The following is a 22373-nucleotide window of genomic DNA, read 5'->3' on the forward strand; positions in this document are numbered from 1 at the left end:
GAGGACGGATTCCCGGGCAAGGACGCGACGAAGGTCACTGCGAGGAGGCACCGATGCGGTGGACACGGACCGCCGGCAGATGCCTCCTCGTGCTGACCGTGCTGTTCGCCGGTCATGCGGCCACGGTGCCGCCCGGCGCCCGGCCCGCGGCACGCGGCCCGCTGACACTGGCGACGGCCGGCGATCTCACCCGCTACCTGGGGCCGTTGCTGTCCGACTGGAACCGCAGCCATCCCCGCCAGCGGGTGGAACTGGTGGAACTGCCCGACTCGGCGGACGAGAGCCGTTCCCAGATGATCACCGATCTGCGCGACGGCGGGTCGCGGTTCGACGTTCTCAATATCGATGTCGCCTGGACGTCCGAATTTGCGGCCGCGGGCTGGATATCGCCCCTGGACCGCTCGCACTTCCCGCTGGACGCTTTCCTCCCTCCTGTCGTGGAGACGGCCACCTTCGACGGCCGTCTCTACGCCGTTCCGTACGTGACCAACGCCGGCCTGCTCTACTACCGCAAGGACATCCTGGCCCGTGAGGGGGTGTCGCCCCCCAGGACCTGGGGCGAACTTGCCCGCCAGGCACGGGAGATCGCGCCCGAGTACGGACTCGAGGGGTACGCGGGGCAGTTCCTTCCGTACGAGGGACTGACCGCGAACGTCACCGAGGCGGTCCGCTCGGCGGGCGGGTCGCTGATCGGGGGCGAGGGCGCCGAGGTGACCGTCGACGGGGCCGCCCGGGAGGGGTTGGAGTTCCTCGCGTCGGGCGTGCGGGAGGGCTGGATACCCCGGGAGGCGCTGAGCTACAAGGAGGAGGAGTCCCGGATGGCCTTCCAGGACGGCCGGCTGCTCTTCCTGCGCAACTGGCCCTACGTGTACCCGCTGGCGAACGGCACCGGCTCGCGGGTGGCCGGGGAGGTCGGGGCCGTGCGCCTGCCCGGACCCCACGGACCGGGCACCAGTGTGCTGGGCGGCTCCAACCTTGCGGTCAGCAGGAACGCGGAGCACCCGGAAACGGCTGCCGACCTGATCGCCTACCTCACCAGCGAACGGGTGCAGCGGCGGGTGCTGACCGAGGGTGCCCTGCCCCCGGTCCGCGCCGACCTCTACACGGACCCGGAACTGGTGGAACAGCACCCCTACCTCCCCACCCTCGAGGAGAGCATCCTCACCGCAGAACCTCGGCCGAAGAGCCCTCACTACGACCAGGTGAGCCTCGCGGTGCAGGCGGTGGCGCACGACGTGCTGGCACTGCGGCAGCAGGCCGGTCCGGCGGCCGCACGGCTACGCAGGGAGCTGACGGAGATCTCCGAACGGGACTGATCCGCGGGCCCGTCAGATGCCGGCGGCCCGCGCAACCCCTCATCGAAAACACTGGGCCGAAAGGCCGTCAGGGCTGCTGGGGAGCACGCCGCACCGGCCAATCTCCATGCGGTCGTGCATGTTCGTTGACACCGCCTGTGCCGCCTTACTTAACATGCATGCAATCAGCGGCCTTTCACGGTCGTGCAGGCACACCCACGAGAGTCAGGTACAGGTCAGCGAACGATGTTGACAGCCCCGGCCGTGACCGGCCTTCCGCCCCGCACCACCCGCACCACCGACCAGTGGTGGCGGGATGCCGTCATCTACCAGGTGTACGTCCGCAGCTTCCTGGACAGCACCGGGGACGGCATCGGTGATCTGGCCGGTGTGCGGGCCGGTCTGCCCTACCTCAAGAAGCTGGGCGTGGACGGGATATGGCTCAGCCCGTTCTACCCCTCGCCGCAGCACGACCACGGCTACGACGTCGCCGACTACTGCGACGTCGACCCGGTCTACGGCGACCTGGCGGAGTTCGACAGGCTGGTCGCCGACGCCCGCCGCCTGGGCATGCGCCTGCTGCTGGACATCGTGCCGAACCACTGCTCCAGCGAGCACGCGTGGTTCCGCCAGGCCCTCGCCGACGGCCCCGGCTCCGCGGCACGCGACCGATTCCATTTCGCGGACGGCCGCGGAGAGAACGGCGAGGAGCCGCCCAACAACTGGCACGCCATGTTCGGCGGCCCCGCCTGGTCGCGGGTGACCGAGCCGGACGGCACTCCCGGCCAGTGGTACCTGCACCTCTTCACGCCCGAACAGCCGGATCTGAACTGGCGGAACCCCGCGACGGCCGCGGCCTTCGACGACGTCCTGCGGTTCTGGCTCGACCGCGGCATCGACGGCTTCCGGATCGACGTCGCCGCAGGCCTGTTCAAGCACCCGGCGCTGCCCGACTCCGACGACCCGCGCGCCGACGAACGCTCCCGCGACTCGGTGAACCCCCTCGCCTGGAACCAGGCGGAGGTCCACGACGTGTGGCGCCGCTGGCGCGCCGTCTGCGAGGAGTACACCGCGGAGGACGGCCACGACCGGCTGCTCGTCGGTGAGGTCTCCGTGCCCACCGCGCGGGAGCACGCCCACTACATCCGGCCGGACGAACTGCACCAGGCCTTCTTCTTCGACCTGTTGAGCGCTCCCTGGGACGCCGATGCCTTCGAGAAGACCATCGGCGACGCCATGCGGGACATCGCGGGCACCGGCTCCACCACCACCTGGGTGCTGAACAACCACGACCAGGTCCGCTCGGTCACCCGCTACGCGGAGCCCTCCGGCGACGGGAAGTGCCTCGGGTCCGACCGGGCCCGTGCGGCCGCGCTGCTGATGCTCGCGCTGCCCGGAAGCGCCTACGTGTACCAGGGTGAGGAACTCGGGCTGCCCGAGGTCGACCTGCCCGACGAGCTGCTCACCGATCCCATCTTCCGGCGGACCGGCGACCGGAGCCGGGTCCGCGACGGCTGCCGGGTGCCGCTGCCGTGGTCCGGACACGCCTCACCGTTCGGCTTCACCTCCGGCTGCGAGAGCGCGCCGTCCCCCTGGCTGCCGCAGCCCGAATGGTTCGCCGACCACGCCACCGACCGCGCGCTGGCCGACCCCCGGTCGTTCTGGCACCTCTACCGCGAAGCACTGCAGCTGAGGCGGAACCTGCCGCAGCTCGGCACCGGCGAGATGCGCTGGCTCGAGTCGCCGCCGGGCGTCCTCACCTTCGCGCGCGGCAACGGCCTGGTCTGCGCCGTCAACTTCGGCACCGCGCCGGCTCCGGCTCCGGTGACCGGAAGGCCGCTGCTCGCCAGCGGCCCGTGCCCGGGCGACGAACTGCCCGGATCCACCGCGGCCTGGTGGATGAGCGACCGCATCACCGCATGACCCACCCATGTCACCCGAATCCCTGAGGGGAAGGAACACGCATGACAACCGGTAGAGCACGCAGGCGGAACGCGGCGCGTGCGACAGCCGCAGCCACCGCAGCCCTCGCTCTGTCCCTGACCGCGGCGTGCGGCGGCGGCGGGGACCAGGACAACAGCGAGGGCAACGGGGGCGGCGGCATCCAGGCCGAGACGACCGTCGACCTGCCCGACCTGGACGGTGAGACCGTCCAGGTGGCCGCCGTCTGGACCGGCCCCGAGCAGGAGAACTTCCGTACGGCGCTGGACGAGTTCGAGAAGCGCACCGGTGCCACGGTCGAGTTCGTGCCGACCGGTGACAACGTGGCGACCTTCATCGGTTCGAAGATCGAGGGCGGCGCCCCGCCGGACGTCGCGATGCTGCCGCAGGTCGGCGTCCTGAAGCAGTTCGCCGAGAAGGGCTGGGTCGAGCCCGTCGGCTCTGCCGCCCAGGAGCAGCTCGAGGCGAACTACTCCGCCGGCTGGCAGGACCTCGGCAAGGTCGACGGCAAGCAGTACGGCGTGTACTTCAAGGCCGCCAACAAGTCGCTGGTCTGGTACAACAACACCGCCTTCGAGACGGCCGGCGCGAGCGAGCCGGAGAGCTGGAAGGACTTCCTCTCGACGTCCCAGCTGGTCGCCGACTCCGGCGTCGAGCCGGTGTCCGTCGGCGGAGCCGACGGCTGGACGCTCACCGACTGGTTCGAGAACGTCTACCTCTCGCAGGCCGGACCCGAGATGTACGACAAGCTGGCCGCCCACGAGATCAAGTGGACCGACCCGTCGGTCAAGAAGGCACTCACCACGCTCGGCGAACTCTTCGGCAACGACCAGCTGCTCGCGGGCGGCAACGAGGGCGCGCTGCAGACGGCGTTCCCCGAGTCCGTCACCAAGACGTTCTCCGACCTCGAGGCCCCCGAGGCCGCGATGGTGTACGAGGGCGACTTCGTGAGCGTGACCGTCTCCAGCGACACCGAGGCGAAGATCGGGAGCGACGCGAAGGTCTTCCCGTTCCCCGCCGTGGGTGACGGCCGGGCCCCGGTGGTCACCGCCGGCGACGCCGCCGTGGCGCTGAAGGACTCCAAGGCCGCGCAGGCCATGATGACCTTCCTCGCCTCGAAGGACGCGGCGGGCATCATGGCCCAGCAGGGCGGTTTCCTCTCCCCCAACAAGGGCCTGGACACCAAGGCCTACCCGGACGACGTCCAGCGTGAGATCGCGGAGGCGCTCATCGGCGCCGGCGACGACTTCCGCTTCGACATGTCCGACCAGGCGCCGGCGGCCTTCGGCGGCACCAAGGGCGAGGGCGAATGGAAGGCGCTCCAGGACTTCCTGAAGAACCCCGACGACGTCGACGGTGCCGCGCAGGCGCTGGAGAAGTCCGCCGCCAAGGCCTTCGGAAACTGACGGGCGGGAGACAACCTCACCATGTCGCAAGCATCCGCGGGCGGCTCCGGGGGACCTGTCGTCAAGGACCCCGACAGCCGTGGCACTCCTGAACCTGACCAGTCCAGCAGTCCTGGCGACACCTCCGCCCGTACGGGTGCGGGCGGGCGCGCATCGGCTCTGCGCGCCCGCCCCTGGGTGGCAGCGGGTTTCCTGCTGCCCGCCCTGCTGCTGCTCGGGGCACTCGTGGTCTACCCGATCGGCTACTCGCTCTGGCGCAGCTTCTTCGACGCCGCGGGGGACTCCTTCGTCGGACTGGCGAACTACGTCGCGATCTTCTCCGATCCCGACAACCTGACGTCGGTGCAGAACACCCTGATATGGGTGGTCGTGGCACCGTCCCTCGCCACCGTGCTCGGCCTGATCTTCGCGGTCCTCACCGACCGCGTGCGGTTCGGCACGGCGTTCAAGCTCATCATCTTCATGCCGATGGCGATCTCCATGCTCGCCGCCGGCATCATCTTCCGCCTCGTGTACGAACAGGACCCGGACCGCGGCGTGGCCAACGCCATGTGGGTCGGTGTGCACGACACCTTCAACGAGGCGTCGGCCTGGCCCGGCGCCCGGCCGCGCCCCGACACCGGACTGGACGGCACGAAGGCCGGAGGCTTCGTCACCGACGCCCCGGCGACCGCCTCCGGTCCCGCGGACCTGCCACTCGTCGGCGTGCCGCCGCAGGACGTCGCCGGTGCCGCCGACGCCGGTGGGGCCGAGCCCTCCGGGGGCGGTGTGGCAGGCACCGTCTGGCTGGACTTCTCGCCGGGAGGCGGCGGCGAGACCGGCCGCATCGACCCCGGCGAGAAGGGACTTGCCGGCATCCGCGTCGAAGCGGTGAAGGACGGGGCCGTGGTGGCCTCCGCGACCACGGGCGAGGACGGCACCTACAGCCTGCCGCCCGAGGCCCGCGGAGCGAACCTGCGCCTGCCCGCAGCGAACTTCGCCGAGCCCTACAACGGGATCGACTGGCTCGGCCCGACGCTGGTCACGCCCGCCATCATCGGCTCCTACATATGGATGTGGGCCGGCTTCGCGATGGTGCTGATCGCCGCGGGACTGGCGAGCGTGCCCCGCGAGATCATGGAGGCGGCCCGGGTGGACGGCGCGAGCGAGTGGCAGGTCTTCCGGAAGGTGACGGTACCGCTGCTCGCTCCCGTGCTCGGCGTCGTCTTCGTCACGCTCATGATCAACGTGATGAAGATCTTCGACCTCGTCTACATCATCGCGCCCAGTGCGGTGCAGTCGGACGCGAGCGTCCTCGCGCTCCAGCTGTATCTGGTGTCCTTCGGCGGCGGCGCCGACCAGGGCCTCGGCAGCGCCTTCGCGGTACTCCTGCTGTTGCTCGTCGTCCCGGTGATGATCATCAACATCCGCCGCCTGCGGAGGGAGAACCGCCGATGAGCTCCCCGACCACCACCACGACAGGTACCGCGTCGCCCGGACCGACCGGACCCTCCGGCCCGTCCGGGGACGCCGCGGCACCCGCGGCCCCCAGGTCCGGTCTCGCCTCGCGGCTCACCTCGCTGACCGGTGGCGCCTTCGTCCGTTTCGCGCTGGTCGTCATCGCCCTGGTGTGGCTGATGCCGACCGCGGGCCTGCTGGGCTCGTCCTTCCGGGAACCGAGCGACATCGCCGACTCGGGCTGGTGGACACTGTTCACCGATCCGAGCGGCCTGACCGGGGCCAACTACGAGGCGCTGTTCGCCAACGACGCCATCACCGGCTCCCTCGGGGTGACGATCGCCATCACCATCCCCTCGACGGTCCTGGTCATCGTCATCGGCTCACTCGCCGGATACGCCTTCGCCTGGATGGACTTCCCCGGCCGCGACTGGTGGTTCCTGCTGGTCGTCGGGCTGCTGGTGGTGCCGATCCAGGTGGCGCTGATCCCCGTCGCCAAGCTGTTCAACACGCTGGGGATCTTCGAGACGATCCCGGGCGTGGTGCTCTTCCACACCGCGTTCGGGCTGCCCTTCGCGGTGTTCCTGCTGCGCAACTTCTTCGCGGAGATCCCGAAGGAGCTGCTGGAGGCGGCGCGTCTGGACGGCGCCGGGGAGATCCGGCTGTTCGTACGCGTCATCATGCCGCTGGGCGGGCCCGCCATCGCCTCGCTGGGCATCTTCCAGTTCCTGTGGGTGTGGAACGACATGCTGGTGGCCCTGATCTTCGCGGACTCCGGTTCGCCACCGATCACCATCGCGCTCCAGCAGCAGGTCCGCCAGTTCGGCAACAACATCGACGTCCTGGCTCCCGGAGCCTTCGTGTCGATGGTCATTCCGCTGGCGGTCTTCTTCGCCTTCCAGCGCCAGTTCGTCTCCGGAGTGATGGCGGGCTCGGTGAAGTAGGCGAAGCACCCCGGGGGCCCGCACGCGCCGAACGCTCGGGCCCCCTCACCGACACGGGGGAAGGGCAGGACTGGGGAGAGTAACCTGCCGACCCCCGTGCAGTTGGGCCGGACATGGACGATTCGCCCGTCGTGTCCGAGCCCGACACCACCCGCGCCACCGGCGCCCGGCACCGGACCCTCCTCCGGTGGCGGACGCACGGCGCGGAGACGGCCGCGGTCGCCCTGGGCACCGCGGCCGTCGGCGTGCAGGCGTTCCGACTGGGGCCGTGGCTCACGGACGACGCCGGCGTCGCGCTGGCACAGGCGGGTGAGCCCGCGTTCTCGGACGGCGCGGTGGGCGGAACCGTCTCCGGCACCCCGGTACCGGCCGCCTCGACGGCCTGGCTGCACCTGCTGACAGTGGGACACGAACTGGGGCTGGACACCCCCGGCGCGTGGTACCCCGGCGCGCCCGCCCTGCTGTGCTTCGCGGCCGCCCTGCTGGCGGCCACCCGCGCGGTGCGCGCCGTGCACGGCCGGAGCGCCTGGCCCTTCGCCCTCGGGGCCGGCGCGGTCTGCGCCTCCTGCCCGCCCGCGCTGGCGTGGCTCTTCTCCGGGACCGGCGGCGCCCTCTCCCTGCTGGCGGTCACCGCGGTACTGCTCGCCACGACGGAACCGGCCCCCGCGGGACGCCCGCCCTCCCCCTGGACCGCCGCCGCGGCAGGGACGCTCGCCGGCCTCGCCGGGCTGGCGCTGCCCGCGTCCCCGGCCGCTCCCGTCCTCGGGGCCGTGGGCCCCGTCGCCCTGCTGTGCCGAGCCGGCCGCCGCGACGCCCGTGAGGCGCTGCGCAGTGCCGCGGCCCACGCCGCCGCGTGGGCGGCGACCTGCGGTGCCGTATGGCCCCCGGCGGCGCTGCCGGCGGTGGGGCTGCCCGGCGAGGCGTTCCCGCCGACGCACTGGGCGGCCGCCGCAGCCGGTGCGGTGCTGCTCGGCGCCACCGGCGCGCCGCGGTTCAAGACTCCCGTGCGCCTCGCGGCCGCCGCGGCCGGGACAGGGCTGCTGCTGCCCGGCATCGCCCTGCTCCCCCGCGTGGCGCTCCTCGCCGCCGGCGTCCTCCTCGTCCTTCTCGTCCTCCTCGCGCCCACGACCCTCCGGGTGCCGGCCGGGCACGGCACCGTGCGGCGTCTGCCGCGAGGCGTGGTCGTGGCCTCCCTGGCGCTGGGCGCCTGCCTCACGGAGGCGGCGACCGGCTCGCCCGCTCATGACGCCCGCACGGACACGCTGTGCTTCACCGAGGCCCGGTACGGCCGCATGTTCGCCGCGTACGCCGGCCGGCTCGGGCTGGAGCACAGTACCGTCGCCCTCGCCTCCTCCGGCGGAACCGCCGTGTTCGGCGCGCAGCAGGTCCTCGACCTGCACGGCCGGTCCGACGCCCGCGTCGCCGCCGCACGGGCCGCGGACGACACCGCGGCGCTGCGCCGCTACCTTTTCGTGCGCGCCCGCCCGGAGTTCGTGCACGTCGACCCCTCGGAGGCGGCAGCCACCGGACTGACCGCCGAGCGACTCGCCGATCACGGCTACCGCCCACTGCTCCGGCAGGGCCCGGGCGGCGACTACGTCCACCGCAGCGCCGTCACCGTTCCGGAACGCCTCCCGCACCTGCGGGCATGGGCACGGGCGACGGCAGCACGCCTCTCGGACTCACCCGTAGGGAGCGTGCAGGGTGACCATCGACGCGCCGGAGCGGTTGAGCACTCGATCGGCATCCGCCCCGAGGAGAGAACGTGCACATCGAGAACGCACGGCTGAGCGTCGTCGTGCCGCTGGGCGGGACCGCCCCCCAGGTCCGGGAGTGTCTGGAGTCCCTGGCCGCCCAGCAGGTCGAGACCCTGGAGGCCGTCCTGGTGGACGACGGGACGACGTCCGAAGCGGTCCTCGCCGCGGCGGAGGAGGCCACGGCCGGCGACGCGCGGTTCCGGACGGTGCGGGTCTCCCCCGCACCCACCACGGTGCCCGGGCGGCTGGGCGCGGCCCGCAACGCCGGGCTGCGGCACACCGACCCCGCCGGCCGCTACGTGGCCTTCCTGGATGCCGAGGACAGCGTGCCGCCGGCGGGGTACCGCCGTCTGCTGGAGAGCCTCGAGGAGACCGGCTCGGACCTGGCCACCGGCAACGCCGTGCGCCTCGGCAACGACGGCCCCGGCCGGACACCGCTCCTGGGAAAGCCCCTCGACCGCGACCGCCCCGCCACGCACATCACCCGGCACCGCGGACTCACCCGCGACCGGCTCGCCGGCACCAAGGTGTTCCGCCGCGCCTTCCTCGAACGCCACGCGCTGCGCTGGGAGGAGGAAGCGGGCGGGACGGACGTGCGGTTCGTGCTGCCCGCCCACTTCCTCGCCGAAGCGGTGGACGTCGTGGCCGGCACGGTGCTCCACCGCCGGAACGCCGACGACGGACTTGGACGCAGCGGTGCCGGAACGAGACGGCAGCGGGGCCCGGAGGCCCTCGCGGCCATGTGCGAGCGGGTCGCCGCCCTCGACGCGGTGAGCCGCTTCCTTGCCGTGCACGGCGCGTCCCGGGGCCGTACCGGCCGCCGCCGGAACCCGGACAAGCGGCACTTCGACACCGCTGTGATCACCACCGATCTGGCACCTCTCGTGGCGGCGCTGCCCGAGGCGGACGACCGCTTCCGGGCCGAGTTCGCCCGGCTCGCCGGGGCGTTCGCCTCCCGGATCGACCCCGCCGTGCTCACAGCGCTGCCGATGTCGACCCGTGCCGTGTGGTACCTGCTCCGCCAGGGACGGCTCGACGACGTGCTCAGCGTGCTCGCGTTCGACCTGGAGAACCCGCAGGTCCTCCCCGTGGTGCGGCGGGGCGGCCGCCGCACGGTGGGCTACCCGCGGCCGGACGGCATGCGCATCGAACTGCCGCGGCGCCTCGGTCGCGTCCGCTCCGGCGAACAGGTGCTGGAGGCACGTCTGGGCACGGCGCGGTGGCAGCCGGACGACACCCTGCTGCTGCGGGGGTACGCCTACATCCCGTCCGCCCCGGCCGAACGCCCGGAACGCTCCCGGAAGTTCGGCTGGTTGCGTCGGGGAGACGGGAGCGGGCGACGGATCCCGCTCCGGGTGCGCACCGTCCCCGCACCGGAGGCGACCCGCGCCTCCCAGCAGCGCACCTGCTCCTACGACGCCTCCGGGTTCGAGGTCGTGGTCGATCCGCGGCGCCTCGCCCGCGCTCTCGACGGCGGGCGGCGCAGCGTCGCCTGGACGGTGTGCCTCGGCACGGTCACGGGCGGCCTGGTCCGCAGCGGGGGCGTCCTGCCCGGCGCCGAGGGTTCCGGAGCCCAACCCCCCGTGCACGAACTCCCCGGCGACCGCCGGGCTCTGGTGACGTTCGGCAGCGGCAGACTGCGGATCCTGGTGGAGGAGACTCTCGCCCGGCTCGCGGACCGGCGGGTCGTGGACGGGATCCTCGAACTGACCGTGGACGTACGGAATCCGCACCGGGCCAGGACGCTGCGCGTCACCCACCTGGGGGCCGGTCCCGAGCAGGAGCACCCCGTCGTCCCTGCCGAGGAGACCGGCGGGACCGAACGGTGGGTCCGCTGCACGACCCGCATTCCTCTCGCCTCCCTGCCGGGCTCCCCCGGGCAGGCCGGGACCGGCCCGGTGCCGCGGGGCAGCGAACGGTGGCGGCTGACGCTGGTGCTGGAGGACGGCACCACCTGCCGCATCGTCGTGCCGTCCGGCACGGAGCCGCTCGCGAGCCCCTTGCCGGACGTCGAGGGTCCGGTGGGCCTCGCGCGGGAGGTGTACGCGGGACCGGAGCCGCACGGCCACCTCGGCCTGACGGGCCGTGCCGTGCCGCCGGTGGCCGACGCGCTGCGCTGGGACGCGGCGGGGGCACTCGTCCTGGAGGGCACCCTCCCCCGTGCCGTGACCGGCGCGCCGGAGCTGGTGTGGCAGCACAGCGGCCACCGGCAGGAGGTGACCGCGGCCGTCGTCAGAACCGGTGAGCGGTTCACCAGCCGGTTGTGGCCGGCCGACGCTGCGCCGGGCGGTCTGCCGCTGCGTCAGGGCAACTGGTACCCGTTCCTCCGGGATTCCGGCGCCGACACCCGGGAGCACGACGTACCGCTGCGGCTGTCCCCGGCCCTCCTGGAGACCCTTCCGCAGGACCACCCGGTCACCGGCCCCTCCGCACGCACCTTCACCGCCGAGCGCCGCTACCACGACCGGCTGTTCGTGAGGTCCGGCTCGGACCTCCCGCCCCAGGACCGGGGCGCGTACAGCCAGCATCGGCTGAGCAGCGTGCACTATCCGGCCGCCCGTGCGCTGCCGCTCCGGGACGCCGTGCTCTACGAGAGCTTCGACGGGCGCCAGTACTCGGACTCCCCGCGCGCCGTCCACGAGGAACTGCTGCGGCGGGGTACGGACGTCGAGCACCTGTGGGCGGTGCGCGACGGGCAGGCGCACGTGCCGCCGGGCGCCGAGCCCGTGGTGATGGGAAGCGCCCGCTGGCACGAGGCGCTCGCCCGGAGCCGCTGGCTGGTGGGCAACACGCACTTCCCGCGATGGCTGGCACGCCGGGAGGGCCAGACGGTGGTGCAGACCTGGCACGGCACCCCGCTCAAGCGGATCGGGCTCGACCTCGCCGACACCGCGTTCTCCAGCCGGAGCTACCTCTCCGGGCTGCCCGCCCGCGCCGCGGAGTGGAGTGTCCTGGTCTCCCCCAACCGCTTCAGCACCCCGATCCTCCGCCGCGCCTTCGGCTACGAGGGTGAGGTCCTGGAGTGCGGATACCCGCGGAACGACGTGCTGTACGCCACCGACCGCGAGAAGCGTGCCGAGGAGGTGCGGCGCTCGCTGGGTGTCCCCGAGGGGAGACGCGTCGTCCTGTACGCCCCGACCTGGCGCGACGACGACCGCTACGACCGGTCGAACTGCCGGTTCGACCTGCGACTGGACCTCGCGGCGGCCCGCGCGGCCCTCGGTGACGACCACGTGCTGCTGGTGCGCAAGCATTACCTGGTGGCCGACAGCGTGCCGGGCACCGGGGACGGCTTCGTGCGCGACGTGTCCGCACACCCCGACGTGGCGGAGCTCCTGCTGATCGCGGACGTGCTGGTCACCGACTACTCGTCCCTGATGTTCGACTTCGCGCACACCGGGCGCCCGATGCTCTTCCACACCTACGACCTGGAGCACTACCGGGACGAGCTGCGCGGCTTCTACTTCGACTTCGAGCAGCGGGCGCCGGGGCCGCTGCTGTCCTCCTCGCAGGAGCTGATCGCGGCGCTGCGGGACGTCGACGCGGTCGCGGTCGCGCACCACGAGATGTACGCGGAGTTCCGGCGTTCCTTCTGCGACCTGGACGACGGCACCGCGGCGGCCCGCGTCGCGGACCGGATGCTCGGAGGGCCGGGCGCGGGAGGCTGAGGTGCAGCCTCCCGCGCCCGGCCCTCCGGGCTACGGACGGACGACTCTCAGACGCCGGCCGCCGTGGGACGGTCCGAGGAGGAGGCCACCTCGTCGTGGTGGGCCGAACGGGGCGGGCGCCGGTCCGCCACGGGCACGACGGCCGGCAGCGCGTCCACCTCCTCGCCGAGGAACACGCGGCGGACGACCCGCTCGGCGGCCAGTCCGTCGTCGAACGGGCAGAACCGCTCACGGAAGGCGGCACGCAGCGCCGCCGCGGCCTCGCCCCGCCACTCGCCGGAGGTGAAGACCGAGATCAGCTCGTCCTCGTTCCTGGCCACGGCGCCGGGGGTCTCGCCCGGCTTGCCGGAGAGCAGGTCGAAGTACACGCCGCGGGCGGCCCGGTAGGCCTCCCAGTCCGGCGCGTAGGTGATGATCGGCCGGTCCAGGTTGGCGTAGTCGAACATGATCGACGAGTAGTCCGTGATCAGCGCGTCGGACGCCATGCTGAGCTCCTCCACGCTGTCGTGGGCGGACACGTCCAGCAGCAGACCCCGCTGCTGGAGCTCGTCCAGGCGAGGGTCCTGGCCGTAGAAGTAGTGCGTCCGCACCAGGAGGACGAACCGGTCGCCCAGCTCCTTGACCATGCGTGCCAGGTCGAGTTCCGGCACGAAGCCCTTGCGGTAGTCGCGCATGGTGGGCGCGTAGAGCAGGGCGATCCGGTCGCGCGGGATGCCCAGCTTCTCGCGGAGGGCGAGGACGTCCTCGTCGGTGGCGGTCGAGTACACGTCGTTGCGCGGGTAGCCCGCCTCGAGGTGCTCGTACGGGCAGGGGTAGACCCGGTCCCACATCTCGGTGGAGTGCGGGTTCGACGACACGCTGTAGTCCCAGCGGGCGGCGCGCTGCAGCAGCCGCCGGAAGCTCATGTTGGCCGCGGCCGCCGGGAACGGCTGCTGGTCCAGACCCATGCGCTTGAGCGGCGTGCCGTGGTGGGTCTGGAGATGGACCTGGCCCTCGCGCTTCACGACGAAGTCCGGGAAGTTGACGTTGTTGACCAGGTACTTCGCCCGGGCCATGACCTTCCAGTAGCGCACGCTGCGCGGAATCACGTAGTCGGTGCCCTTCGGCACCTCCGGCACGGACTCGCGGCGCACCACCCACACGCTGCGCAGGTGCGGGGCGAGCTCCTTCGCCGAGGCCTCGATGGCGGCCGGGTTGCACCGCACGCCGCGGTCCCAGTACGAGCTGTACACCGCGAGGTTCTCGTCGATCGGCAGCCTGCGCTGCAGGCGGTAGAACCCGCGGTAGACGGCGGTGCCGACCCGCTTCTTCCACCGTTGCTTGGACTGCAGGGCGCGACGGCGGACGTTCTTCGCCGTCTGCAGCGAGGCGAACAGCAGGTACGAACCGGTGCCGATCATCCGCGTGCCCAGACCGGCGCGGCCGGCCGGCGGCTCGAAGCCCTCGGGACGGTAGGTGCGGTAGAACTTCGCCGCCTTGCGGAAGTACTGCGGCCGGTCGGAGGGACGCACCCGGTCGGGGCGGCCCAGGCAGAACACGAAGTGGTTGATCATGCGCTCGAACAGGTGCGGGCGCAGGTGGTTCAGGTGCGGCCGTTCGTCGAGGAAGGCGAACAGCGACGCGTACTGCGGAAAGATGTCGAAATGCTTCTTGCCCGGAGAACGGGTGATCGCGCCCTGGTACCGCTGCCGGTAGTCGACGCAGGCGCGGCCGAGGCAGCCGATGCGCTCGGCAGTGATCATGGCCTCGTAGGCGAACGGCGCGTCCTCGTAGAGGCCGGGCAGGAAGGTGAGTCCGTTCTCCAGGTAGAAGTCCCGGCGGAACGCCTTGTTCCAGGCCACCGCGAAGAGGTTCAGGAGCTCCGGGTCCTCGGTGACGCTCGCCGTACGCGTGCCCGCCGCGGTCAGCTGCTCGCCGAACATGCTGGGGCGGACGACGTTCCACCAGTAGGAACGGACGTGGTCGAAGACCAGCACGTCCGGGTCCTCGCAGGCGTCGAGCTGCCGGGCGATCGCCTCCAGCGCGCCCTCGATGTACGTGTCGTCACTGTCGAGAAACAGGATGTAGTCGCCCGTAGCCTTCTCGACGCCCGCGTTTCTGGCACGCCCGAGCCCGACGTTCTCCGCCAGGTGGAGGACGGTCACTCGGCTGTCACGCTCGGCGTACTCGTCGAGGATGCGACCGCTGCCGTCGGGGGAGCAGTCGTCCACCGCGATCACCTCGAGGTCGGTGAAGGACTGGCGGAGGATCGAGTCCAGGCATTCGCGGATGTAGCCCTGGACCTTGAACACGGGCACGACGATGGTGAGACGAGGCATGATCTCCGAATTTCCCATCGGATTCGATCGAACAGTGGAACGATAGCGGACGAGCGGGTTACGGGTAGATCGTCGCACAGCGGCATTGCCGTGACGCTGCCCGCATACCTTCCGGACCCGTACCGTCCCACAACGACCACACCATCCGCACGGCGGCTGACCGTCTCCCCACGATCGGGGACGCACGGGCGGGTGTCGCCCGAAAGGACGACACCCGCTCCGGAATCACCGATTGCTGCGCAGCAACGTACGCATCGTCCGCATGGCCACCGAGAGATTGGCCAGGTCGAACGACTCCGAGGCGTGGATCTCCTCCAACGTGGCGCGGGCACGGTGCAGGATGGCGGAGTTCTTCTCCTCCCACGAGGCGAAGCGTTGCGCGGCGGTCACCGAACCGTCCGCGGCCGCCAGCACGTCGGCGGTCAGCAGCTGGTGAGCAGCGTACAGATCCTCCCGGATCGCTGCTCGTGCCATCGACTGCCAGCGATCCGCGCGGGGCAGCTCACCCACACGCTCCTGGAGCTGCGTGATGTCCAGCCGGTCGGCGAGGTCGTAGTAGACCTCGGCGACGTCCAGCAGCTCGGTCCCGGTCCGCTCGGCGACCGCCACCACGTCGAGCGCGGGGAAGGCAGCGGAGAATCCGGCCACCTTCATCGCCAGTTCGGCGGGGACACCCTCCTCGACGAGCTCGTCGTGCACCTTCCCGTGCCACTCCAGGTCGTCGCCCTTGAGCAGCTTGGGCAGCTCCGCCCAGACCGTCGCCACACGGTCGCCGAACAGGTCGATCGTCTCGGTCAGTTGCAGCGGCTGCGGACGGTTGTTCAGCAGCCAGCGGGTGCCCCGCTCCACCAGTCGGCGGGAGTGCAGCCGGATCCGGGTCTGGACGGCGGCCGGCACCACGTTGTCCAGGGACTCCACCTCGTCCCAGATCTCGGCCAGGCCGAAGATCGCGCGGGCCGCGGTGTGCGCCCGGACGATCTCCTCCGTGGAGGCTCCGCTCTCCTCCTTCATGCGGTGGACGAGCGTCGAGCCACCGGTGTTGATCGTGTCGTTGACCAGCAGCGTCGTGACGATCTCGCGGCGCAGCGCGTGGCCCTCGATCTCGGGTGCGAAGCGCTCGCACAGGGCCTGCGGGAAGTAGGCCATCGCGAGCCGCTGCAGGTACGGATCGTCGGCCAGGTCGCCGGTGGCCAGGTCCTCGGTCACCACGATCTTGGTGTAGGCGAGCATCACGGCGAGCTCCGGCTGTGTCAGCCCCTGGCCGTTGGCGAGGCGTTCCCGGATCTGCTTCTCGCCGGGCAGGAACTCCAGCTGGCGGTCGAGCTTGCCCTCCCTGACCAGGCGGCGCATGTGCCGCTGGTGGGCGTGGAGCAGGCTCGGGGCCTGTGCGAGGGAGTTGGCCAGTGCGGCGTTCTGCGCGTAGTTGTTGCGCAGCACCAGGGCACCGACCTCGGCCTCCATCTCGGCCAGCAGGGCGTTGCGCTGCTTCACGGTCAGATCGCCGGCACCGACCACCGAGTTCAGCAGGATCTTGATGTTGACCTCGTGGTCCGAGGTGTCGACTCCGGCGCTGTTGTCGATCGCGTCGGTGTTGATCCGGCCGCCCTGGGCTGCGAACTCGATGCGGCCCAGCTGGGTCAGGCCGAGGTTGCCGCCCTCACCGACCACCCGGACCCGCAGGTCCTGGCCGTCGACGCGGATGGCGTCGTTCGCCTTGTCGCCGACGTCGGCGTCCGACTCGGTGGAGGCTTTGACGTAGGTGCCGATCCCGCCGTTCCAGAGCAGGTCCACGGGAGCGCTGAGGATGGCCCGCATCAGGTCGGCGGGGGTCATCTTGCTCACACCCGACTCGATGCCCAGGGCCTTGCGCACCTGCGGCGTGATCGGGATGGACTTGGCACTGCGCGGGTGGACGCCGCCGCCCGCGGAGATGAGGCTGCGGTCGTAGTCCTCCCACGAGGAGCGCGGGAGTTCGAACATGCGCCGCCGCTCGGCGTACGAGGTCGCGGCGTCCGGCTCCGGGTCCAGGAAGATGTGCCGGTGGTCGAAGGCGGCGACCAGGCGGATGTGCTCGGAGAGCAGCATGCCGTTGCCGAACACGTCGCCGGACATGTCGCCGACACCGACGGCGGTGAAGTCCTGGGTCTGGGTGTCGTGGCCCAGCTCGCGGAAGTGCCGCTTCACCGACTCCCAGGCGCCCTTGGCGGTGATGCCCATGCCCTTGTGGTCGTAGCCCGCCGATCCGCCGGACGCGAAGGCGTCGCCGAGCCAGAAACCGTAGGCGACGGCCACTTCGTTGGCGATGTCGGAGAACTTCGCGGTGCCCTTGTCGGCGGCGACCACCAGGTAGGTGTCGGGTTCGTCGTGCCGGACCACGTCCCGGGGGTGCTCGACCTCGCCGGCGACCAGGTTGTCGGTGATGTCGAGCAGGCCGGAGATGAAGGTCCGGTAGCAGGCGATCCCCTCGGCCTGCCAGGCGTCGCGGTCCTTCGCCGGGTCCGGCAGCTGCTTGCCGACGAATCCGCCCTTGGCGCCCACCGGCACGATCACGGTGTTCTTGACCTCCTGCGCCTTCACCAGGCCCAGGATCTCGGTGCGGAAGTCCTCCCGGCGGTCCGACCACCGCAGACCTCCGCGGGCGACCTTGCCGAAGCGCAGGTGCACGCCCTCCACACGCGGCGAGTACACCCAGATCTCGTAGGCGGGGCGGGGCGCGGGCAGCTCCGGGATCTGCTGCGGGTCGAGCTTCATCGACACGTAGGCGTGCGGCTCGCCCCGGGAGTCCCGCTGGAAGTAGTTGGTGCGCAGCGTCGCGTCGATGACGGTGAGGAAGGAGCGCAGGATGCGGTCCTCGTCGAGGCTGGCGACCTCGTCGAGTGCGGCGTCCAGCTCCTCGTGCATGGCGTCGATCAGCTCGAGCCCGGCACGGGTGCGCTCCGGCGACAGGCGCGCCTCGAAGAGGTTCACCAGCAGGCGCGTGGTGTGCACGTTGTTCCGGAGGGTGTCCTCCATGTAGTCCTGGCTGAACATGGCGCCGGCCTGCCGCAGGTACTTGGCGTACGACCGGAGCACCATGGCCTGGCGCCAGGTCAGGCCGGCGGTGATGACGAGCGTGTTGAAGCCGTCGTTCTCCGCGCGGCCGGTCCACACGGCCGCGAAGGCCTCCTGGAAGCGCTCACGGGCGTCGTCGCCGAAGACCGTGCCCTGGGCGGACGGCATCCGCAGCCCGAAGTCGTAGATCCACGCCCGGCTGCTGTCGGAGCCGCGCAGTTCGTACGGGCGTTCGTCGACCACTTCGACGCCGAGTGCCTGCAGCACGGGCAGCACGGCGGACAGCGACACCGGCTCGCCGGTGCGGTAGATCTTGAAGCGGCGCTCGCCCGGTACGGCACCCACCGGCTCGTACAGGCTGAGGGCGAAGTCGGGGGCCTCTTCCTCCGTTCGTCCCGTTCCCCCCGCGTCCCGCGGCTCCCCCGATCCGCGTACCTCGCCGTACCCACCGCGCAGCTTGTGGATGTACTGCAGGTCGGCAACGGCGGCACGCGGCGGGAAGTCCGCCTTGTAGCCCTCGGGGAAGGCGTTGGCGTAGCGGTGGGCGAGCTTGGCGCCCTCCTCCTCGCCGCACTCGGCGGTCAGCGCCTCGGTGAAGCCGTCCGCCCAGGAACGGGCCGCCTCCGCGAGGCGGCTCTCGATGCGGTCGACCTCCTCGTCCGCCATCTCCGTGAGGGCACTTCCGGGCTTCACCCGGATGACGAAGTGCAGGCGGGAGAGGATGGACTCGGTGTTCCAGGCGGTGAAGTCGACGCTGTTGCCGCCCAGTTCCTCCTTGAGGATGTCGATGAGCCGCAGCCGCACCGCGGTGGTGTACCGGTCGCGCGGCAGATAGACCAGCGCGGAGTAGTAGCGTCCGTACTCCTCCTGCCGCAGGTAGAGCCGGAGGCGGCGGCGCTCCTGCAGGTACAGCACCGAGGTGACGATGCTGCGCAGTTCGTCCACCGGGGTCTGGAACAGCTCGTCCCGCGGGTAGGTCTCCAGGATCTGGAGGAGGTCACGGCCGTCGTGGCTGTCCGGGGTGAAGCCCGCGGAGGACAGCACCTCGAAGACCTTGCGCTTGATCACCGGTACCCGGCGCACGGACTCGGTGTAGGCGGCCGAGGAGAACAGGCCGAGGAAGCGCCGCTCACCGACGACGTTGCCGTCGGCGTCGAACTTCTTCACCCCGACGTAGTCGAGGTAGGAACGGCGGTGCACCGTGGCGCGGCTGTTCGCCTTGGTCAGGATCAGCAGGTTGTGCTCGCGGGCCTTGGCGCGCGCGTCGGCGGGGAGGCGGTTGAAGGACGGCGAGAGCGGGCGCCCCTCGTCGTCGACCTGCTGGGGGTCGGAGCGGAGGATGCCCAGACCGGTGCCGGGCCTGGCGGCCAGGAGCAGTTCGCCGTCCCCCTCGTGGTCGCCCTCCAGCTCGTACTCGCGGTATCCGAGGAAGGTGAAGTGGTCGTCCGCGAGCCAGCGCAGCAGCTCGCGTGCCTCCTCGACCTCGCCCTCCCGCAGGTCCGATGCAGCGGGTTCGTCCACCAGGCCGTCGGCGAGGGCCAGCGCGGTCTCCCGCATCTTCCGCCAGTCCTCGACCGCCTCGCGGACGTCGGACAGTACGCCGCGCAGCCGCTCCCGGATCTGCTGGAGGTCCTCGCGGTCGGTCTCGCGGTCGATCTCGACGTGGATCCACGACTCGGTGACCGCGTCCTGCGGCAGGTCCTCCGGGTCGTGGGTGGCCGCCGCCGGGGAGTGCGGGTCGCGGCCCGCGTCGAGCACCTCCAGCAGGGTGCCGGCGACATCGCGCCGGACGATCATCTGCGGGTGGACGACGACGTGGATGCCGCGCCCCTCGCGGGAGAGCTCGTTGGTGACGGAGTCGACGAGGAAGGGCATGTCGTCGGTGACGACCTCGACGACCGTGTGCGTGCAGGCCCAGCCGTTCTCGTCGACGGCGGGGGTGTACACCCGGACGTTGGCGGTGCCCTGCGGGCGGTCCTGGGCCAGCCCGTGGTGGGCGAGGGCCGCGCCGAGGATGTCGATGGGGTCCCGGTCGGTGAGGTCCTCCGGGGCGGTGTGCAGGTAGTAGCGCTGGAGATACGCGGCGAGGGCCTCGTCACGCAGGCCCTTCGTCTTCCGGCCCCCGAGCGGGCTCTGCTCGGCTACTCGAACAGCCTCGGCGAGCCGATCGGCCTTGGCTTCGTCCAGCTTGGTCTGCATGTCCTCTGACTCCTGTCGCGCGCCGTTGCGTGACGTCGGTGTGGTGAACGCGGGACGTCGCGCGCAGCGCGGGATGTCCACTGAAGTGCCGTGCGACCGGCGTCCCGCAGGGTGCGACGATCAGCGGCGCCCGCGGTGCGACCGCACCGCGGGGACGGGGCGAGGGCTGCAGCGCCCTCGGCGGGTATTGCGCTGATCACGCGCCCCACGCTACCGCTTCCACCCCGACGACCGTTTGGGACGGTGTACAAAAAACCGGGCGGGAACCCTGCCGGTATGGACGAAACCGCAGGCCTTGCTGCGGCGTCGGGCGGGGGTCAGAGGTGGCGCTCCCCCGCGGCGATGCGGTCGGCCGCCTCCACGGCCTCCGCCAGGGTGTCCACCACCGGGACGCCGGCCTCCGCGAGACTCGTCCGGCTGTGCGATCCGCCGGTGTACAGCACCGCTCGCGCTCCGACGTGCGCCGCGGCGAGGGCGTCGTCGACGGCGTCGCCGATCACCACCGTGCGGTCGGAGTCGACCCCGTCCAGTGCCGCCAGGTGGCGCGCCATCTGGCCCGCCTTGCCGCCGTTGTTGTCGCCGGTGGATCCGTCCACGCGGAGGAAGTGGCGATCGATGCCGTGGGTGCGGACGAGCGGCAGGAGTCTGTCGTGGGGCGCGAGCGAGCACAGCGATTGGGTGTGGCCCGCGGCATCGCGGGCGGCGAGCAGTTCCTCCGCCCCCTCGGTCAGGCCCAGGTCGTCGGCGCGCGCCCAGTAGTGGTGGTGGAACAGCGCGTCCATGGTCTCCCACTCCTCGTCTGTGGGGAGCCGCCCGATCAGCCGCTCGTAGAACCGCGGCACCGGGACGCAGTAGAGCTCCCGGTAGCGCTCCAGGGTGAGGGCGGGCAGGCCGGTCTCGGCGAACGCCGCGTTGGTGGCGTCCAGCACGGCGTGGATGTCGTGGAGCAGCGTGCCGTTCCAGTCCCAGACGATGTGGGTGGGACCTGCCTGATCGGGGGAAGCCATGTCGAGCACGGTACGCCCCGGGTGTGACAGCGGGCCACGGAGCGGGGCGGCGGCCGGCCCCCGCGACGTCAGTCCAGCAGGGAGTCGATCTCCTGGGTGGCGAACCACAGCAGTTCGTGGTCCTCGGCGCCGTCGACCACGAAGCGGGCGTCCTCGTCGCCCATGTCCGCCGCCCCCAGCGCGTCGGCGGCCGCCGTGACGTCCGCGCGGGCCTCGGCGGCGTCGACGTGGACCGCGGCGGCCTTGGAGAGCGGCACCGGGCCCTGGACCCGCACCTCTCCGAGTGCGGCCCGGTCCAGGCTGCGGTCCGGGTCCGCGGAGGCACTGCGGTCGGGGACGTCGACCGCCACCACGACGCGTACGCGGGGCGCGTCCGGGTCGCCCGCCAGCAGGCGCAGCGAGGCCTGCGCGGCCCGGTTGAGCGCGGCGTACTCCAGCTCCTCCAGGTCGTCGGAGACGTACCACTCGCGCAGGCCGGGCGTCACGGCGTAGGCGTCGACCGGTCCGGCGGCCAGTTCGCCGGAGCGACGCGCCGCCGCCAGGGCGGGCAGGGTCAGGGGGAGATAGACACGCATGGCTGCCGCTTTCGTGTGTCGCCGTACGAACTGCCCCGTCAGCATACGGTCCGGGGTTCACCCGCGCCCTCGCCTACCGGAGCGCGCGGACCCACCACACTTCCCTCGGATAGGTGAATCGGAGAGTGCGGAACCGTCAGCTCACCGTGCGTTGCCCTTCGTCACCGAACGCAGCTAGAACCGGAGTCACGCGAAGCTACTCACTGGTAGAGCCCGTCCGCGGGACGGGCCCGAACGGATCGGGGGAAGGTCCATGACCAGCACGCACGCCCTTGGTACAGCCGTCCCGGAACCTGCCGTCCCGCGGCGCCCGACGCGCCGCAGCGGAGCCCGCAACGGTCCCCCTTCCCGCCGCGACCCCCGGGGTCCCGGCGTCCGCGCCACATCGGGAACGGCCCGCCGGCCGTCCGCGCACCGCTGGTTCGCCGAACAACTCGTCCTGGTCCTCAGCGGCCGTCGTCCCGTGCACGCCCTGCTCGGACATCTGCGGGGCGTCGCCTACGACCAGGTGTGCGCGCTGGCCGCGACGGCACCCCTGGTGCCGCGCGGAGCGGACCGCAGGACCGCGGTGGTGGCGAGCGTCCACGGCAGACGTGTGGGCGGCGAGGTGGTCGAGGCCTGCGCCCGGATCGCGACGGGCGGGCGCAGCCGGGCCCTGGCGTTCCGGCTGGAGGCGGGTGAGGACCGCCGGTGGCGGTGCTCCGCCGTCGAACTGGCCTGACGCGCGCGCCCCGCCGGGGCACGGAACGGGTCCGCGCCCCGGCGGGGCGCGGAC

At 71.8% G+C, this 22373-nt stretch carries 12 protein-coding genes; 8 read left to right on the forward strand and 4 right to left on the reverse strand.

Annotated elements, in window-relative coordinates; all coding sequences use genetic code 11:
• Window positions 1–53 precede the first annotated feature (53 nt).
• The 7 genes from ACL06G_RS05470 to ACL06G_RS05500 all read left to right on the forward strand — a co-directional run bounded on the left by ACL06G_RS05470 (window position 54) and on the right by ACL06G_RS05500 (window position 12448).
• A complete protein-coding gene (locus tag ACL06G_RS05470) occupies window positions 54–1316 on the forward strand; it encodes an ABC transporter substrate-binding protein (RefSeq protein ID WP_412787799.1) in 1263 nt (420 codons plus the stop codon).
• Between the two features lie 225 nt (window positions 1317–1541).
• Window positions 1542–3218 (forward strand): glycoside hydrolase family 13 protein, encoded by a 1677-nt coding sequence (locus ACL06G_RS05475; RefSeq protein ID WP_412787800.1) that lies wholly within the window; start codon window positions 1542–1544, stop codon window positions 3216–3218.
• Between the two features lie 41 nt (window positions 3219–3259).
• Window positions 3260–4642 (forward strand): ABC transporter substrate-binding protein, encoded by a 1383-nt coding sequence (locus ACL06G_RS05480; protein ID WP_412787801.1) that lies wholly within the window; start codon window positions 3260–3262, stop codon window positions 4640–4642.
• 21 nt (window positions 4643–4663) lie between these two features.
• On the forward strand, window positions 4664–6079 hold the full coding sequence (locus tag ACL06G_RS05485; protein WP_412787802.1) for a carbohydrate ABC transporter permease: 1416 nt from the start codon (window positions 4664–4666) through the stop codon (window positions 6077–6079).
• Complete coding sequence (locus tag ACL06G_RS05490; RefSeq protein ID WP_412787803.1) at window positions 6076–7023, forward strand: carbohydrate ABC transporter permease; 948 nt, start codon at window positions 6076–6078, stop codon at window positions 7021–7023. The genes ACL06G_RS05485 and ACL06G_RS05490 overlap by 4 nt, the downstream gene beginning before the upstream one ends.
• Before the next feature lie 113 nt (window positions 7024–7136).
• Complete coding sequence (locus ACL06G_RS05495; RefSeq protein ID WP_412835504.1) at window positions 7137–8813, forward strand: hypothetical protein; 1677 nt, start codon at window positions 7137–7139, stop codon at window positions 8811–8813.
• Entirely contained in the window at window positions 8789–12448 is a 3660-nt protein-coding gene (locus tag ACL06G_RS05500; RefSeq protein ID WP_412835505.1) for a CDP-glycerol glycerophosphotransferase family protein, read from the forward strand. The genes ACL06G_RS05495 and ACL06G_RS05500 overlap by 25 nt, the downstream gene beginning before the upstream one ends.
• A 47-nt stretch (window positions 12449–12495) precedes the next feature.
• On the opposite strand, the gene ACL06G_RS05505 is transcribed toward ACL06G_RS05500, so the two are convergent.
• The 4 genes from ACL06G_RS05505 to ACL06G_RS05520 all read right to left on the reverse strand — a co-directional run bounded on the left by ACL06G_RS05505 (window position 12496) and on the right by ACL06G_RS05520 (window position 21598).
• Window positions 12496–14766 (reverse strand): bifunctional glycosyltransferase/CDP-glycerol:glycerophosphate glycerophosphotransferase, encoded by a 2271-nt coding sequence (locus ACL06G_RS05505; protein ID WP_412787806.1) that lies wholly within the window; start codon window positions 14764–14766, stop codon window positions 12496–12498.
• A gap of 225 nt (window positions 14767–14991) precedes the next feature.
• Window positions 14992–20016 (reverse strand): NAD-glutamate dehydrogenase, encoded by a 5025-nt coding sequence (locus ACL06G_RS05510; protein WP_412787807.1) that lies wholly within the window; start codon window positions 20014–20016, stop codon window positions 14992–14994.
• Window positions 20017–20333: 317 nt separating this feature from the next.
• Window positions 20334–21023 (reverse strand): HAD family hydrolase, encoded by a 690-nt coding sequence (locus ACL06G_RS05515; protein WP_412787808.1) that lies wholly within the window; start codon window positions 21021–21023, stop codon window positions 20334–20336.
• Between the two features lie 68 nt (window positions 21024–21091).
• Window positions 21092–21598, reverse strand: coding sequence for a DUF6912 family protein (locus ACL06G_RS05520; RefSeq protein WP_412787809.1), 507 nt, complete (start codon window positions 21596–21598; stop codon window positions 21092–21094).
• Window positions 21599–21851: 253 nt separating this feature from the next.
• Here ACL06G_RS05520 and ACL06G_RS05525 point away from each other — a divergent pair, with 253 nt between their 5' ends.
• A complete protein-coding gene (locus ACL06G_RS05525; protein ID WP_412787810.1) occupies window positions 21852–22319 on the forward strand; it encodes an Rv3235 family protein in 468 nt (155 codons plus the stop codon).
• Window positions 22320–22373: the final 54 nt, after the last annotated feature.

Origin of the sequence: Streptomyces callyspongiae (assembly GCF_047200695.1) — a bacterium.
In the GTDB taxonomy this organism is placed as follows: Bacteria; Actinomycetota; Actinomycetes; order Streptomycetales; family Streptomycetaceae; genus Streptomyces.